General features: G+C 69.6%; 14 protein-coding genes. 4 read left to right on the top strand and 10 right to left on the bottom strand.

What is annotated here, in order from left to right; translation table 11 throughout:
- Positions 1-17 precede the first annotated feature (17 nt).
- From NKG96_RS08920 to NKG96_RS08885, 8 genes are all read right to left on the bottom strand, one after another.
- Positions 18-1,001 (bottom strand): isocitrate/isopropylmalate dehydrogenase family protein, encoded by a 984-nt coding sequence (locus NKG96_RS08920; protein WP_254534579.1) that lies wholly within the window; start codon positions 999-1,001, stop codon positions 18-20.
- Positions 998-1,618 carry a 3-isopropylmalate dehydratase small subunit gene (gene leuD, locus NKG96_RS08915; protein ID WP_254534578.1) on the bottom strand — a complete coding sequence of 207 codons (621 nt, stop codon included), beginning with the start codon at positions 1,616-1,618 and terminating at the stop codon, positions 998-1,000. Before leuD ends, NKG96_RS08920 begins: the two co-directional genes overlap by 4 nt.
- Positions 1,615-3,090, bottom strand: a complete 1,476-nt coding sequence (leuC, locus tag NKG96_RS08910) for a 3-isopropylmalate dehydratase large subunit (protein WP_254534577.1) — start codon at positions 3,088-3,090, stop codon at positions 1,615-1,617. Before leuC ends, leuD begins: the two co-directional genes overlap by 4 nt.
- Positions 3,087-3,386, bottom strand: coding sequence for a DUF7989 family protein (locus NKG96_RS08905; RefSeq protein ID WP_254534576.1), 300 nt, complete (start codon positions 3,384-3,386; stop codon positions 3,087-3,089). The genes leuC and NKG96_RS08905 overlap by 4 nt, the downstream gene beginning before the upstream one ends.
- A gap of 4 nt (positions 3,387-3,390) precedes the next feature.
- Complete coding sequence (ilvC, locus tag NKG96_RS08900) at positions 3,391-4,428, bottom strand: ketol-acid reductoisomerase (RefSeq protein WP_254534575.1); 1,038 nt, start codon at positions 4,426-4,428, stop codon at positions 3,391-3,393.
- A gap of 7 nt (positions 4,429-4,435) precedes the next feature.
- The gene (gene ilvN / locus NKG96_RS08895; protein WP_254534574.1) at positions 4,436-5,149 is read right to left on the bottom strand and encodes an acetolactate synthase small subunit; all 714 of its coding nucleotides are present in this window, start codon (positions 5,147-5,149) and stop codon (positions 4,436-4,438) included.
- A complete protein-coding gene (ilvB, locus tag NKG96_RS08890; protein WP_254534573.1) occupies positions 5,146-6,990 on the bottom strand; it encodes a biosynthetic-type acetolactate synthase large subunit in 1,845 nt (614 codons plus the stop codon). The genes ilvN and ilvB overlap by 4 nt, the downstream gene beginning before the upstream one ends.
- 277 nt (positions 6,991-7,267) lie before the next feature.
- The gene (locus NKG96_RS08885; RefSeq protein WP_368409243.1) at positions 7,268-8,566 is read right to left on the bottom strand and encodes a LeuA family protein; all 1,299 of its coding nucleotides are present in this window, start codon (positions 8,564-8,566) and stop codon (positions 7,268-7,270) included.
- 255 nt (positions 8,567-8,821) lie between these two features.
- Here NKG96_RS08885 and ilvD point away from each other — a divergent pair, with 255 nt between their 5' ends.
- A complete protein-coding gene (gene ilvD, locus NKG96_RS08880; protein ID WP_254534571.1) occupies positions 8,822-10,576 on the top strand; it encodes a dihydroxy-acid dehydratase in 1,755 nt (584 codons plus the stop codon).
- An 81-nt stretch (positions 10,577-10,657) separates the two neighbouring features.
- Positions 10,658-10,951: a DUF5779 family protein gene (locus NKG96_RS08875; protein WP_254534570.1), complete on the top strand. Its 294-nt coding sequence runs from the start codon at positions 10,658-10,660 to the stop codon at positions 10,949-10,951.
- 33 nt (positions 10,952-10,984) lie between these two features.
- Here NKG96_RS08875 and NKG96_RS08870 read toward each other — a convergent pair whose 3' ends face one another.
- Positions 10,985-11,494, bottom strand: coding sequence for a cupin domain-containing protein (locus tag NKG96_RS08870; protein ID WP_254534569.1), 510 nt, complete (start codon positions 11,492-11,494; stop codon positions 10,985-10,987).
- Between the two features lie 52 nt (positions 11,495-11,546).
- The gene (locus NKG96_RS08865) at positions 11,547-12,227 is read right to left on the bottom strand and encodes a VOC family protein (RefSeq protein WP_254534568.1); all 681 of its coding nucleotides are present in this window, start codon (positions 12,225-12,227) and stop codon (positions 11,547-11,549) included.
- A gap of 118 nt (positions 12,228-12,345) precedes the next feature.
- Here NKG96_RS08865 and NKG96_RS08860 point away from each other — a divergent pair, with 118 nt between their 5' ends.
- Positions 12,346-13,020: a hypothetical protein gene (locus tag NKG96_RS08860; RefSeq protein ID WP_254534567.1), complete on the top strand. Its 675-nt coding sequence runs from the start codon at positions 12,346-12,348 to the stop codon at positions 13,018-13,020.
- 110 nt (positions 13,021-13,130) lie between these two features.
- The gene (locus NKG96_RS08855) at positions 13,131-15,215 is read left to right on the top strand and encodes a hypothetical protein (protein WP_254534566.1); all 2,085 of its coding nucleotides are present in this window, start codon (positions 13,131-13,133) and stop codon (positions 15,213-15,215) included.
- Positions 15,216-15,220 lie beyond the last annotated feature (5 nt).

Here is a 15,220-nt window from a genome sequence, read left to right as displayed (position 1 = left end):
GAGCCGGCGGGAAGTGATTACAGTCGCTCGACGACGGCGCTCGTCACGTCCTCGGTGGACGCCTCACCGCCCAGGTCGGGCGTCCGCGGGCCGTCCGCGAGGACGCCCTCGACTGCCTCGCGCACCCGGTCGGCCTCGGCGGGGTAGTCGAGGTGGTCGAGCAGCAGCGCCGCGCTCAGAACCATCGCGCTGGGGTTGGCGACGCCCTGCCCGGCGATGTCGGGGGCCGACCCGTGGACGGGCTCGAACAGCGCGTTCTCGCTACCGACGTTGGCGCTCGGCAGGAGGCCGAGGCCGCCGACGAGGCCGGCCGCGAGGTCCGAGAGCATGTCGCCGGCGAGGTTCGGACAGATGACGACGCCGTACTCCTCGGGACGGAGGACGAGGTGCATCGCGAGGGCGTCCATCAGCGCCTCGTCGTACTCCGCGCCGCGGGCGTCGCCCACGGCGCGGACCGCGTCGAGGAACTGGCCGTCCGTGACGCGCATCACGTTCGACTTGTGGGCGACGGTCACGTCGTAGCCGCGCTCCTCGGCGTAGTCGAAGCCGAACTCCGCGATGCGGCGGGAGGCCGCCTCGGTGACGACGCGCGTGCAGGTGGTGACGCCCTCCGCTATCTCGCTCTCGATGCCGGCGTAGACGCCCTCGGTGTTCTCTCGGACGAACACGAGGTCCGTCTCGGGTTTGAGGGCGTCCACGCCGGGGTACGCGCGGGCGGGGCGGACGTTCGCGAAACTGTCGACCGCCCGCCGGAGCGGGAGGATGACGTCCGCGGCCGTCTCGCCCGCCGCGCCGAACAGCGTCGCGTCCGCGCGCTCGACCGTCTCGCGGGTGCCGTCGGGGAGCGCCGTCCCCCGCGATTCGAGGACGTGGTCGCCCGCCGCCCGTTCGACGAACGAGAGCGGGAGGTCGAGGGCCTCGAGGACCTCGACGGCGGCGGGCGTGACCTCCTGCCCGATGCCGTCGCCGGGGACGACGGCGATGTCGTGGCCCCCGGTCATCGGTCCGCACTCCCGACGTACGGCAGGCTCTCGGCCGTCGCCCGTACCTCCTCCGGATTCGCCCCGAGGAGCGCCGTCGTGTCCCACTCGCCGTCGACCAGCGACTGGCGCTGGGCGGGGTCGACCGAGACGTCCACGGCGTTGCCGTCGTAGGTGACCGTCTCGCCCTCGACGTCGACGTGAATCTCAGTGGCGGGCTCCGACTCGATGTGCGCCTGCAACGCGCCGACGGCCTCCGGCGAGGCGGTGACGGTGGGGACGCCGAGTGCGAGGCAGTTGCCCGCGAAGATTTCGGCGAACGACTCGCCGACGATGGCGTCGATGCCCCAGCGCTTGAGCGCCTGCGGGGCGTGTTCCCGCGAGGAACCACAGCCGAAGTTGGCGTTGACGACGAGGACGTTCGCGCCGCTGTAGCGTTCGTCGTTGAACGGGTGGTCTTTCGGTTCGTCGTCGTCGTCGAAGCGCTGGTCGAAGAACGCGGCCTTCCCGAGGCCCTCGAAGGTGAGGACCTTCAGGAACCGCGCCGGGACGATCTGGTCCGTGTCGATGTCGTTGCCCCGGACGGGGATGCCCGTGCCGCTGACCTCCTCGATTGGGGGGACCTCCTTCTCGCTCATCGGCCGGTCACCTCCGTCGTCTCGGGCAGGTCGCGCACGTCCGTCACCTCGCCGGTGACGGCGGCGGCGGCGACCATCTTCGGGCTCATGAGTACGGTTCTCCCCTCCTTGCTCCCCTGCCGACCGACGAAGTTGCGGTTCGACGAGGAGGCGCAGGCCTCGTCGCCGACCAGTTGGTCCTCGTTCATGCCGAGACACATCGAACAGCCCGCACCGCGCCAGTCGAAGCCCGCCTCGCGGAATATCTCGTCGAGGCCCTCCGCCTCGGCGGCGGCCTTCACGCGCTGGCTTCCGGGGACGACCATCGCGCGCACGCTCTCGTGGACCTGTCGTCCCTCGACGACTTCGGCCGCGGCGCGGAGGTCGGACAGTCGCGCGTTCGTACACGAGCCGAGGAAGGCGACGTCGATGGGGTAGCCCGCCATCGTCTCGCCGGGTTCGACGCGCATGTGTTCCTGCGCGCGCCGTGCGGTGTCCTGTTTGTCCTCGGCGAGGTCCTCCGGGTGCGGAATCGGCTCGGAGATGCCGATGCCCTGTCCCGGTGTGGTGCCCCACGTGACGACGGGTTCGATGGCCGACCCGTCGATGGTGACCACGTCGTCGTACTCGGCGTCCTCGTCCGACCGGATGGACTCCCAGTACTCCTTCAGTTCCTCGAACCGTTCCGGGTCGTCGCCGGACTTCGTCCGGCTGCCAGAGGAGCTCTGCTCCTCGCTGTCCGTGAACTCGTCCGTCTCGCGGAGCCACTCGTAGGTGGTTTCGTCGGGGTTGACGTAGCCCGCGCGCGCCCCACCCTCGATGGACATGTTGCAGATGCTCATCCGCCCCTCCATGTCCAGTGACTCGATGGCCTCGCCCGCGTACTCGTAGACGTAGCCGACGCCGCCGTCGGTGCCCAGTTCGCGGATGATGGTCAGGATGACGTCCTTCGCGGTGACACCCTCGCCGAGTTCGCCGGTGACCTCGATGCGACGGACGGCCTTCTTCTCCATCGCGATGGTCTGGGTGGCGAGCACGTCCCGAATCTGGGAGGTGCCGATGCCGAAGGCGAGCGCCCCGAACGCGCCGTGGGTCGCCGTGTGGGAGTCCCCGCAGACGATGGTCTTGCCCGGTTGCGTCAGCCCCTGTTCCGGCCCGATGACGTGGACGATGCCCTGATTTCCCGTCTCGGGCGAGTCGAACTCGACGCCCGCCTCGCGGACGTTCTCCTCCAGTTCGCCCATCATGTCCTCGGCGGCGTCGTCCGAGTACGGCCGCTCCTTGCTCGACGTCGGGACGATGTGGTCCACCGTCGCGTGCGTCAGGTCCGGGCGGGCCACCTCCAGTCGGCGTTCGCGCAGCATCCCGAACGCCTGCGGGCTGGTCACCTCGTGGATGAGGTGAAGTCCCACGAACAGCTGGTCCTGCCCGCTCGGCAGGGTCCGCACCCGGTGGCGCTCCCACACCTTGTCGTACAGCGTCCCCTCGCTCATTCCTCTACGTCGTCTCCGGTGGTCGCCTCCCCGCCGCGTTCGTGGACGCGGTTCACGTCCACGTCGCCGCGGGCGGGGGTGTGGTCGACGTCCTTCAACTGGTCACTCTCGGCTGCCTCCTCGGCGTCGGCGGGGACGGCCTCCGCCTCGCCGCCGTCCGCGGCCACCGTCGGCCCGCGGCGGTACACCATCGCGTCGCCGAAGCTCTCGCCGGTCTGCGGGTTGGTGTGGCTCATCTCGCCGAGCGTCGGTCGGTACTCATCGTCGCGTCCGTTCCGCCGTGTGTCGTCTGTCATTGGTTCAGTCGTCCGCTGGTGCTTCCGCTTCCTGTTCTCGCTCCGAGTCGTCGTCGCCCCACGCGAACAGCGCGCGCAGGTCCTCGCCGACCGCCTCGATGTCGTGGTTCGCCTCGGCGGCGTGGCGCTGGTTGTAGCCGGGGCGTCCCGCCTGGTTCTCCAGAATCCACTCGCGGGCGAACTCGCCGTTCTGGACCTCCTCCAGCACCTCCTTCATGTTCTCGCGGGCGTGGTCGTCGACGATTCGCTCGCCGCGGGTCAGCCCGCCGTACTCGGCCGTGTCGGACACCGAGTCCCACATCCCGCCCAGCCCACCCTCGTACATCAGGTCGACGATGAGCTTCATCTCGTTGAGGCACTCGAAGTAGGCCATCTCCGGCGAGTAGCCGGCGTCCACGAGCGTCTCGTATCCGGCCTTGATGAGTTCGGTGACGCCGCCACAGAGGACGGCCTGTTCGCCGAACAGGTCGGTCTCGGTCTCCTCGCGGAACGACGTCTCGACGACGCCCGCGCGGGTACAGCCGATGGCCTTCGCGTACGCGAGACCCTCTTTCTTCGCCTCGCCCGTCGCGTCCTGGTAGATGGCGAGCAGGCCGGGCGTCCCCTCGTCGTTCTCGAAGTTCCGGCGGACGAGGTGGCCCGGCGACTTGGGCGCGACCATCGTCACGTCCACGTCCTCTGGCGGTTCGATCTGGCCGTAGTGGATGTTGAACCCGTGGGCGAACTGCAGGGTGTCGCCGGGGTCGAGGTGGGGCGCTATCTCCTCGTACACCGCCGGCTGGACGGTGTCGGGCACCAGTACCGAGATAATCTCGGCTTCCGCGGCGGCCTCTGCGGCCGTCGCCACGCGCAGGCCGTCGGCCTGTGCGGCCTCGCGCGAGGAAGAGTCCTCGCGCAGACCCACGATGACCTCGACCCCGCTGTCGGCGAGGTTCTGGGCGTGGGCGTGGCCCTGGCTCCCGTAGCCGAGGACGGCTACCGTCTTCTCCGCGATGTATCCGTGCTCCGCGTCGTCGTCGTAGTAGATGGTTGCGTCTGTCATCTGAGTCTCAGTCGTCCGCTGTGGTCGGTGTCGGGTCGGTCTCGCTGCGCAACTGCTCGTAGCGTTCCTCCTCGGCGTGGGTCGTCCACTCGTCGCCGCGCGCGAGGGCCGTCTGGCCCGTCCGGGCGAGTTCGCGGATGCCGAACTGGCGGAACGCGTCGATGGCGTCGTCGATCTTCTGTTCGTCGCCGGTTATCTCGACGGTGATGGTCCGAGGCCCGGCGTCGAGCGTCCGGCCGTCGTACATCTGCGTGATGGCGTTGACCTCGTCGGGTCGGTCCCCGTGGACCTTCAACACGACGAGTTCGCGCCGCACCGCGTCGGTCCCCAGTTCGCGCACCGAGATGACCGGCAGGAGCTTCTCCAACTGGCGTTCGACCTGCCGGACGCCAGGGTCGGGTTCCTCGATGACCAGCGTGATGCGCGACGTCTCGGGGTTGGTCGTCGGCCCGACGGTCAGCGACTCGATGTTGAACTGTCGCCGACTGACGAGGCCGGACACCTCCGCCAGCACGCCGGGTTCGTTCTTCACGAGCGCCGAGATGGCCGTCCGCCGGGGCTGGTGGGTCGCCTCTGCCTGCGGGTCGATGCGGATTCCCTGTCCGGACCGCCGCCCGTGCGGGCGGGTCCGTTCCCCGGGACGGGGACCCTGCAGTCCCTTGCGGGGGACCGAGTCGGGGTCCGTACTCCGCTCTCCGTCGCCCTCGGAGTCCGAACTCATAGCTGGTCCTCCGAGAGGGCGAACTGGCTGTTGTCGCCGCCGCTGGGCACCATCGGGTAGACGTTCTCGTCGGGGTCGATGTGGGCGTCGACCACGGAGGGACCGTCGTAGTCGATGGCCGCCTGCAGGGTGTCGGCCACGTCGTCGTACTCGCGCAGGGTGAACCCGCGCGCGCCGAACGCCTCGGCGAGTTGGGCGAAGTCAGGCATCCACCCGTACATCGACGCCATCCGTCGCTCGTCGAAGAAGGCGTCCTGCCACTGGCGGACCATCCCGATGGCCTCGTTGTTCAGGACGACGACGGTGACGTCGAGGTCCTCGCGGACCGCGACGGAGAGTTCCTGCAGCGTCATGAGGAAACTGCCGTCGCCGTCGAAGCAGACCACGTCCCTGTCGGGGGCGGCCATCTTCGCGCCGATTGCGGCGGGCAGGCCGTAGCCCATCGTCCCCAGCCCGTGGCTCGAAATCCACGTCCGCGGGTGGCGGAACGTCCAGTACTGGGAGGCCCACATCTGGTGCTGGCCGACGCCGGAGGTGACGATGGTGTCGTCGGGCGTCAGTTCGTCCAGCGCCTCCACGACGAACTGCGGTTTCACCGGCTGGTCGTCCGGCGTCGCGTAGTCCATCGGGTACTCTTCCTTCCAGGACGCGCACTGCTCGCGCCACTCCTCGTAGGAGTCGCTGCCGGTGCCGACGGCCTCGAAGGCGGCGGGCATCGTCTCCGCCAACTGGTCGAGGATCGTGCCCGCGTCCCCGATGAGGGGGTAGTCCGCGTGGACGTTCTTCGATATCTCCGCCGCGTCGATGTCCACGTGGATGACCGCCGCGTCGGGTGCGAACGTCTCGATGCCGCCGGTCAGTCGGTCGTCGAACCGCGTCCCGACCGCCAGCAGGCAGTCGGTGTGCGAGATGGCCATGTTGGCGTAGCCGGTGCCGTGCATCCCGGCCCACGACAGAGACAGGTCGTGGTCCTCGGGGAACGTCCCGATGCCGGGCATGGTCGTGACGACGGGGATGCCGTGGTCGATGGCGAACGCGCGCAGTTGCTCGCTCGCGTCGCCCTTCGTCACGCCGCCGCCCGATAGGATGAGGGGCTTCTCGGCGCGCGCGAGGGCGGTCGCGGCGGCCTCGACGGCCGACTCGTTCGCCCCCTCGGGAACCTCGTAGTACTCGGGGAGTGCCCCCTCCTCCGGGCCGCGGTCGGTCTCGGCGTTCGTCACGTCCTTCGGGAGGTCGACCAGCGTCGGTCCCGGCCGGCCCGCACCCGCCAGCGCGAACGCCTCGCCGACGGTGTCGCCGACGGTGGTGGACTCGCTGGCGAAGTAGTTGGCCTTCGTGATGGGTCGGGTGACGCCGATGGTGTCCGTCTCCTGGAAGGCGTCGTTGCCGACGAAGTCCGTGGGGACCTGCCCGGTCAGCGCGATGAGCGGGTCCGAGTCCATGTTGGCGTCGGCGATGCCGGTGACGAGGTTGGTCGCCCCCGGCCCCGACGTGGCCATGCAGACGCCCGGCTCGCCCGTGACCTGCCCGTAGGCGTCCGCGGCGTGTGACGCGCCCTGTTCGTGGGCCATCGTCACGTGGGTCAGGTCGGCGTCGTACAGGGCGTCGTAGACGGGCATGATGGCCCCGCCCTGCACGCCGAAGACGTGTCTCGCGCCCGCGGCTTCGAGGGCGGCCACGACGGCCTGCGCCCCGGTGGTGACGGGCCGGCCGCTCGCCGTCCGGGCCGTCTCCTCGGAATCGGTCGGGTGCTGTTCTCCTCGGTCGTCGCCCGACGTGGACGCGCCGTCTTCGGCGTCGGCGTCCGCGTCGGGGCGTGTCGCGCTCGCGCGCTCGCTCATGAGTTTCCTCGCATTGGTGGTGTCACTGGTCGGTCGAACCGCGATACAGAAGCCGTCGGCAGGAGAGGTGGTGTAGGGGCTAGGCGGCCCCTACAATAATCACGAGCGCGACGCTCGCGGCGGGCGTGCCGGGAGCGTCGGTGAGCGTCATCACTCGCCCGTTCGCCGCCGCGAGTATAAGAGTTACCCGCCGGGCAAGTTTCGCCCGCGCCGGTCCCCCCGGGTCGTCCGTCGCACAGCAGGGGCTGGTCGCGTGGAGAACGCGGGGGGACTGCCATCAGTGCCGTCCCTCCGTGACTCGCTCGCGTTCGGCCTCCAGGCCCACGCTCTCCGCGAACTCGTGCAGCACGTCGTCGGTGACCTGCTGTTTGTCCGCGCCGTGGTCCTTGACCTTGCGGGTGACCGCGCGTACGGCCTCCTCGCTCGGGTCGTAGCCCGCGTCGCGCAGGCGCTGGCGGACCGAGTGGGTGCCGGTGTGCTTGCCCAGCACCAGTTCGCGCGTGGCACCGACCATCTCCGGGGTCATGATGCCCGGTTCGAAGGTGGCGGCGTTCTCGATGACGCCCGCGGCGTGGATGCCGGACTCGTGGGAGAAGGCGTTCGCGCCCACGACCGGCTTGTTCGCCGGGATGGGCATGCCGCTCTTCTCCTCGACGAGTTTCGCCAGTTCGGTGATGCGGGTGGTGTCGATGCCGGTGTCGACGCCGTAGATGCTCTCGACGGCCATGACGACCTCCTCGAAGGCGGCGTTGCCGGCCCGTTCGCCGATGCCGTTGACGGAGACCTGCGCCTGCGAGGCACCGGCCTCGAAGCCGGCCAGCGCGTTCGCGCTCGCCAGCCCGAAGTCGTCGTGCGTGTGGACGTCCACCCGCCCGTCGGTGTGCGACGCGATGAGTTCGGTCAGCTTCATGTAGCGCGTCGGGGTGGCCACCCCGCAGGTGTCGGGGATGTTGATCCAGTCCACGCCCACCTCGTCGACGGCTTCGACGATTTCGACGAGGAAGTCCTCGTCCGTGCGCGTGGCGTCCATCGGCGAGAACATGACCTCCGCGCCGGCCTCGTTGACCCGGCGGACGCTCTCGACCGACCGCTCGACCACCTCCTCGCGGGTGGCGTGCATGGAGTCTTCGAGTTGGACGTCGCTCGTCGAGGCGAAGACGTGGACCATCTCCACACCCGAATCGAGCGCGGCCTCCACGTCCTCCTCGACGACGCGTGCCAGCCCGCAGACGGTCGTCTCGGTACTCTCAGCGATATCACGGACGGCGGCGAACTCGGCGTCCGAGTTCACGGGGAACCCGGCCTCGATGACGTGGACGTTCATCGCGTCCAGCAGCGCGGCTATCTCGCGCTTGTCGTCGTACGAGAACGAAGTCCGCGGTGACTGCTCGCCGTCCCGCAGGGTGGTGTCGAAGATCCGAGCTTTGTCAAACTCGGATTCAGTACGCAACGTGCCCTGCGAGAACTCGACCCGCCGACTCAGTCGACGTGCCCTCGATGTCTTGGGACATTGTACTCGGTCGCAACGAGGGGAGGATAATAAACCTACCTCTGGTGGCGAAACTAGCACAGTCATCGCCGCCGGTAGCTTCTCGAAAACCGCCCGACACCAACGCCTAATATCAGTTCGGGTGACCTCATACGCATCCCCAGACGCCGGGACGAAAGGGTGTGTGACTCGTCGTCTTTCACCGAGAGTTTTGCCTCGAAACCCCACGAACGCCCACCCCGATGCGCTGGCGCGCGCTCGATGTGACCGTTCGTCCGGCGTCCCCGCCGCAACGCTCTCCCCGGGCGGTAGCGGTAAGTCCCCGCGCCCGGAGGGAGAGGTATGAACCAACAGCACGCGGATCGCGACGCCGACGGGGACGTCGAGAAGCCGGAGAAGGCGGAGGGCCTCCGGAGCCGGGAGGTCACCGAGGGGCCCGAACGCGCCCCGCACCGGTCGATGTTCCGGGCGATGGGCTACGACGACGAGGACCTCGCCTCGCCGATGGTCGGCGTCGCCAACCCCGCCGCCGACATCACGCCCTGTAACGTCCACCTCGACGACGTGGCCGACGCGGCCATCGAGGGCGTCGACGACGCGGGCGGGATGCCCATCGAGTTCGGCACCATCACCATCTCGGACGCCATCTCGATGGGTACCGAGGGGATGAAGGCCTCGCTCGTCTCGCGGGAGGTCATCGCCGACTCCGTCGAACTCGTCGCCTTCGGCGAACGCATGGACGCCCTCGTCACCGTCGCCGGGTGCGACAAGAACCTCCCCGGCATGATGATGGCCGCCATCCGGACCGACCTCCCGACGGTGTTCCTCTACGGCGGGTCCATCCTCCCCGGCGAACACGGGGGTCGGGAGGTGACGGTCCAGAACGTCTTCGAGGGCGTCGGCACGTACGCGCAGGGCGAGATGAGCCGCGAGGAACTGGACGAACTCGAACGCCACGCGTGTCCCGGCGCCGGCTCCTGTGGCGGGATGTTCACCGCCAACACGATGGCGTCCATCAGCGAGGCACTCGGCCTCGCGCCCCTCGGCAGCGCCTCACCGCCCGCCGAGGACGAGGAGCGATACGAGGTGGCGCGCCGGGCGGGCGAACTCGTCCTCGACGCCGTCGAGGCCGACCGAAAGCCCTCCGACATCCTGACGCGGGAGTCCTTCGAGAACGCCATCGCCCTGCAGGTCGCGATGGGAGGGTCGACGAACGCCGTCCTCCACCTGCTGGCGCTCGCGGCGGAGGCCGATATCGACCTCTCCATCGACGACTTCGACGACATCTCGCGGCGCACGCCCAAGATAGCCAACCTCCAGCCCGGCGGCACGCGCGTCATGAAGGACCTCCACGACGTCGGCGGCGTCCCCGTCGTCGTCCGACGACTGGTCGAGGCGGGCCTCTACCACGGCGACGCGATGACCGTCACGGGCCGCACCGTCTCCGAAGAACTCGCCGAACTCGACCTGCCGGCCGACGAGTCCATCGACGTGGACTTCCTCCGGCCCGTCTCGGACCCGTTCCACGAGGAGGGAGCCATCAAGGTGCTGAAGGGCAACCTCGCGCCCGACGGTGCCATCCTGAAGGTGACGGGCGAGGACGCCTTCCACCACGAGGGACCGGCCCGCGTCTTCGAGAACGAGGAGGCGGCCATGAAGTACGTCCAGGAGGGGCGCATCGAGTCGGGCGACGTCATCGTCATCCGCAACGAGGGCCCGCGCGGCGGTCCCGGCATGCGTGAGATGCTCGGCGTCACCGCCGCCGTCGTCGGGCAGGGCCACGAGGACGACGTGGCGATGGTCACCGACGGACGCTTCTCGGGGGCCACCCGCGGGCCGATGATCGGTCACGCCGCCCCCGAGGCGTTCGTCGGCGGCCCCCTCGCCGCACTGGAGGACGGCGACCACGTCACCATCGACATCCCCGACCGGAGCCTCGACGTCGACCTCACCGACGAGGAACTCGAGGAGCGACTCGCCGACCGGGAACAGCCGGAACCGGCGTACTCGGGCGGCGTCCTCGCGAAGTACGGGCAGGCGTTCGACTCGGCGGCCAACGGCGCGGTGACGAACCCCGGCGTCCGCAGGCTAGACTGAGGCGTCTCGGGGGCCACCCGCGGGCCGACCTGCAATGTCTATTGCGCGTGTGTTTTTGTCCCCCTGCGAGAAGAGGGAGGTATGGCAGGGTTCGATCTCGACCTCCAGTCGGTCGAGCGAGAAATCGATGACCAGTCGGACGCGAACGGGCGGGTCGTCCTCGGCGTCCTCGACGGGGAGACCAGCCCCTCCGAGTGGGTCCGTCTCGTCACCGACGGGACGGTGCTGGTGCTGGCCGTCGAGGGGGACCTGAACGACCTCGCCTCGGGGTTCGCCCGCGAGGTGCGCGACCTCGGCGGCCAACTGGTCCACTTCCGGCAGTTCCTCGTCGTCTCGCCGCCCGGCGTCCACATCGACACCGACCGACTCGGGTAGTCTCCGGGGCTCCTTGGCGAGTCGACCGCCGGGTCAGGACCCGGACGGGCCCGCGGTCAGCAGGTCCAGTTCCGCGCCGCAGTCCGCACACGACAACTGGTAGGCGCGTTCGCCCTCGTGGTCGACCACCGCGAACTCCCGGCCGGTCACCGCTCCACAGACCGCACACTCCTCCTCGATGGCCGCGTCGTCGCTGGCCTTGGGCGCGCCCACCGCGACCACCCTCGCGGCCGCCTCGCCGACGGCGACGCCCCGGTTCGGGGCGTCCCGCGGGACAAAGAACGCCTCGCCGGCACCCACCTCGAAGGTCCCCTCCGAGGTCTCGAAGGCGACGGTCCCCGCGAGGACGTAGAACAGTTCCTCGTGGTCCGGGTGGCGGTGGTAGCCCCACGGGAGGCGCTCGCCGGGGGCGGCCGTGATAACGTTGAAGCCGAACTCGCTCGCGCCGACCGCCTCGTCCACCTCCTTCTTGTGACGGGTCGGGTTCGGGGCGTCGGGCAGGTCGTCGACGACGACGTGACGGTAGCCGGGTGCGTCGGTCATGGCGAGCGTAGGGAACCGGCCGCAAAGAGTCTACAGGACGCGGGGGGCAGGCTCACAGGAAGGTGAGGTAGTGCCCGTCGGGGTCGCGGACGCGCATCCCCTCCTCGACGGGCGTCGCGGCGAGCGCCTGCCCGCGAACCGCGTCGGCCGCTCCCGTCGGGTCCTCCGTCTCGATGCCGAGGTCGACGTGGACACCGCCGCGGGCGTCCGCGAGGCCGAGGTGTGGCTCCCACAGTTCGAAGTCGAAGGGACCGGCGGTCAGCCTGACGCGCTTCCGGCCCTCGCCGCGGTCCACGACGTCCATCCCGAGGGCGCTGTAGAACCGTTCGGCGCGCGCGAGATCCTCGACCTCGAGGACCACCTCGAAGACGCCGGTGATGTCGGCACCCCCGTCGTCTGACTGGCCGATTTCGACGCAGTTGCCCTCGCAGTCGTAGAAGTACAGCGAGCGCGCGCTCCCGAACGTGTGCTCGTCGAGGTCGAAGTCGCCCTCCAGTCGCTTCCACCAGTCGTCGTAGCGGTCCGCGGGCGTCGACATGGCGTAGTGGACGTGGAGGCCGCCCCGCGGGACGGGTCCCGGCGCGCGCAACACGAGGTCGGTGTCGCCCGCGGCGAACGCCACCTCGCCCTCGCGCTCCCGGGCGACGGGCAGATCGAGGTGGGTCTCGTAGAACTCGCGAGCGGGGTCGAGGTACTTGACTTCGAGGGCGAGCCACGCGAGCGACGTGAGCATGTCGCTATCTCGCACGGGCGGGGACATAACTGCCACCCCGGCCCGCGTCCCATCCCCGGGGTCCCGCTCGCTTGCCCCCTCGCGACGGTTTATCCGGCGCCCGCCCCTACCCACTGTTATGTCGCTGAAAGGGTCCGGTGCGACCTCGCTGCGTGAAATCGACCGCTGGGACGGCGGGTTCGGGTGGCTCGCGTACCCCGACGAGGGGATGGAACGAGCGAGCCACGCGTTCGTGAGCGACGGCGACGTCTGGCTGGTCGACCCGGTCGACGCCGAGGGTCTCGACGACCTGCTCGCCGAGGCGGGGGAGGTCGCGGGCATCGTCGTCCTCCTCGACCGGCACAACCGCGACGCGAACGATATCGCCGCCCGTCACGGCGTCTCCGTCCACCGCCCGGCGTGGATGGACAGCATCGACTCGAACTACGACGTGCCCGTGCGTGACCTCGGAGACGAGGTCGACGACACCGGCTACCGGGTCCGGAAGCTCAGGGACTCGCCGGTCTGGCGCGAGGCGTACCTCCACCACCCCGAGGACGGGACCCTCGTGGTCCCCGAGGCACTCGGCACCGCGTCGTACTTCCTGACGGCGGGCGAACGCGTGGGCGTCCACCCGATGCTCCGCCTCCTGCCGCCGCGGGAACTCGCCGGCTACGACGTCGAGCGGGTCGTGATGGGCCACGGCGAGGGCGTCATGACCGACGCGGCGGCCGCGATTCGGGACACGGTCCGCAACTCGCGGCGGCGCGCGCCGGGGCTGTACGTGGAGGCGATGCGCGAGTTCCTGCGCTGAGCCGACCCGTGAGAACGGACAGTGTCGAATGGCCGAAGCGTTTTTATCTAAAAAATCGGAATAGTACTCGTGACAATGTGTAGGCGCGACGGGTGGGAGGGTCGACGCACGTGACCTTCGTCGAAATCGACACCCTCCCCGGTGGTGGGGGACTCCGCGTCACCGACCGCATCGAGCGACGGCGCTGTGACCTCCACACCGAATCGGAAGTGACGGCGCGCGTCGTCGACGGCAGTCCGTTCGTCGTCCCCGTCGACACCGCCGTAGTCGTGGAGACCGACGGCCTCGTCTTCCCGCAACTCGTCGACACCTACGTCCGCGACGCCGACGGCACCCTCGTCAGGGAGATCGGCCACTTCGAGGAACAGCGCTTCCCGGAGGGCGTCTACACCGTCGAGTTCAGCGCGCCCATCAAGCTCTACCTCCGCGTCGAGGGACCACTCCGGGTGACCTCCGACGCGACTACGGTCTCCGTGGACCTCGAGGGCGACCCCACGGTGTTCGCGGGGGCGCGCTCGTACCACGACCGGCCCGCCGCGACCATCACGACGACCGAGGACCCCGAGGACCTGCTCCGGGCCGTCTCGTACCTCGGGTCGGCGCTGAAGACGGTCAGCCCGGAGCGCTCGTACCCCACCCTGCGCGGGCACCCGCCCGCCATCGAACTCGGCGAGGCGTTCCACGTCCCGGCGGGGCTCGAACGCCCCGAGAACGGCGTGACCATCGAGGTGCCGCCCTCGGTCGAGTCCGCGTTCGTCGTCGCCCCGCTCGCGTACTACCTCGGGGCGGACGTCGTCCCTGGCGACAGCCCCCGCGTGGTCACGGACCGGGGGTTCGTCCACCCGCTCGACGGCCCGGAGGGGTTCGAGACGGTGGTCGAACGGACGCTGAAACAGGTGTTCTTCCTCGACTGTCTGGTCCGCACGGAGGGGTACTACCCGGTCGACCTCTACGAGCGACGGGCCGTCGAGGACGCGGGGGTCCTCCCGTTCGACCTCGCGGAGACGTACGACCAGTCGCTGACCGAACAGCTCGCGACGTACCTCACGGCTCCGTTCGAGGCGCTCGAACCCCACATGCCGACGTGGAAGCTGACGGGACACGTCGAACCGACGCCGGATCGCGTCGAGACGCTCCCCTTCCTCGTCGACGACCTCGCGGTGATTCGCACGCCGCGTGGCGAGGAGCTGACGCCCGCGCAGGCGCAGTCGGCGGCCATCGAGACGTTCATGCGCGACACGCGCGGGTCGCACCCGGACCAGTCGTGCGGGACGGCGGGGTGTCCGCCGCGGCTGGTGCGACCCGAGCCGGTCGACTCGCTCGAACAGGCGTGGGCCGGGGCGGACGCCCCCGTCGGGGCGAGCAAGGTGACGGTGAAGGCCTACCGCAACCGGCTGGACCAGGAGCCGACGATGGCGGACTTCGGAATCGCCGTCGTCTGTAACGACCCCGAGATGCTGACCGAGCAGGAGACGGCACGCGACGTCTACGGGTCGCGCGACGAACTCCCGTTCGACGTGACGTTCTACCGGAACCTCTCGACGGACCGCCTCAGACTCGTCCTCGAGTCCGACGTCGACTTCCTGCACTACATCGGCCACATCGACGACGAGGGACTGCGCTGTCCCGACGGTCATCTCGACGCCCGGACGCTCGACCGGGTGGGGGTGGACGTGTTCTTCCTGAACGCCTGTCGCTCCTACGAGCAGGGGATGGCGCTCGTCGAGGGGGGCGCCATCGGCGGCGTCAGCACCTTCGACGAGGTCATCAACGCCGGGGCGACGACGGTGGGGATGACGATGGCCCGCCTGCTCAACGGCGGGTTCCCGGTGCAGGCGGCGCTCAACATCGCGAGCAAGGAGAGCGTCGTCGGCGGGCAGTACCTCGTGGTGGGCGACGGGAACGTGGAGGTGGCGCAGGCCGAGACCATCACCCCGTTCATCCTCTACGTCGAACCGGACGGCGAGCGCTACACCGTCCGCTTCAGAGCGTACCCGACGCGCCTCTGTGGGCTTGGCACCACCGCGACGCCAGCGCTCCGCGGGGTGGGCCGGAACTTCCTCGCGGGGAACGTCAGCCGGGAGTTCGCAGTCGAGAAGGAGGACCTCTCGGCGTTGTTACGCCTCGGGCCGACGCCGGTGTACGTCGACGGTGACCTCCACTGGAGTGAGGAACTGTCGCTGGACGACCTTTGAGGGGA

Origin of the sequence: Halomarina litorea (assembly GCF_024227715.1) — an archaeon.
Taxonomy (GTDB): domain Archaea; phylum Halobacteriota; class Halobacteria; order Halobacteriales; family Haloarculaceae; genus Halomarina; species Halomarina litorea.
Note: the sequence above shows the minus strand (reverse complement) of the source record. Positions and strands in the feature narration are given on the sequence as shown.

What these genes read in the sequence shown, in the direction of transcription:
- leuC (WP_254534577.1), bottom strand. Translation starts at nt 3,090, where the DNA reads ATGAGCGAGGGGACGCTGTACGACAAGGTGTGGGAGCGCCACCGGGTG.
- ilvD (WP_254534571.1), top strand. Translation starts at nt 8,822, where the DNA reads ATGAACCAACAGCACGCGGATCGCGACGCCGACGGGGACGTCGAGAAG.
- ilvN (WP_254534574.1), bottom strand. Translation starts at nt 5,149, where the DNA reads ATGAGTTCGGACTCCGAGGGCGACGGAGAGCGGAGTACGGACCCCGAC.
- NKG96_RS08885 (WP_368409243.1), bottom strand. Translation starts at nt 8,566, where the DNA reads ATGACTGTGCTAGTTTCGCCACCAGAGGTAGGTTTATTATCCTCCCCT.
- NKG96_RS08860 (WP_254534567.1), top strand. Translation starts at nt 12,346, where the DNA reads ATGTCGCTGAAAGGGTCCGGTGCGACCTCGCTGCGTGAAATCGACCGC.
- ilvC (WP_254534575.1), bottom strand. Translation starts at nt 4,428, where the DNA reads ATGACAGACGCAACCATCTACTACGACGACGACGCGGAGCACGGATAC.
- NKG96_RS08870 (WP_254534569.1), bottom strand. Translation starts at nt 11,494, where the DNA reads ATGACCGACGCACCCGGCTACCGTCACGTCGTCGTCGACGACCTGCCC.
- NKG96_RS08865 (WP_254534568.1), bottom strand. Translation starts at nt 12,227, where the DNA reads ATGCTCACGTCGCTCGCGTGGCTCGCCCTCGAAGTCAAGTACCTCGAC.
- NKG96_RS08905 (WP_254534576.1), bottom strand. Translation starts at nt 3,386, where the DNA reads ATGACAGACGACACACGGCGGAACGGACGCGACGATGAGTACCGACCG.
- ilvB (WP_254534573.1), bottom strand. Translation starts at nt 6,990, where the DNA reads ATGAGCGAGCGCGCGAGCGCGACACGCCCCGACGCGGACGCCGACGCC.
- NKG96_RS08920 (WP_254534579.1), bottom strand. Translation starts at nt 1,001, where the DNA reads ATGACCGGGGGCCACGACATCGCCGTCGTCCCCGGCGACGGCATCGGG.
- leuD (WP_254534578.1), bottom strand. Translation starts at nt 1,618, where the DNA reads ATGAGCGAGAAGGAGGTCCCCCCAATCGAGGAGGTCAGCGGCACGGGC.
- NKG96_RS08875 (WP_254534570.1), top strand. Translation starts at nt 10,658, where the DNA reads ATGGCAGGGTTCGATCTCGACCTCCAGTCGGTCGAGCGAGAAATCGAT.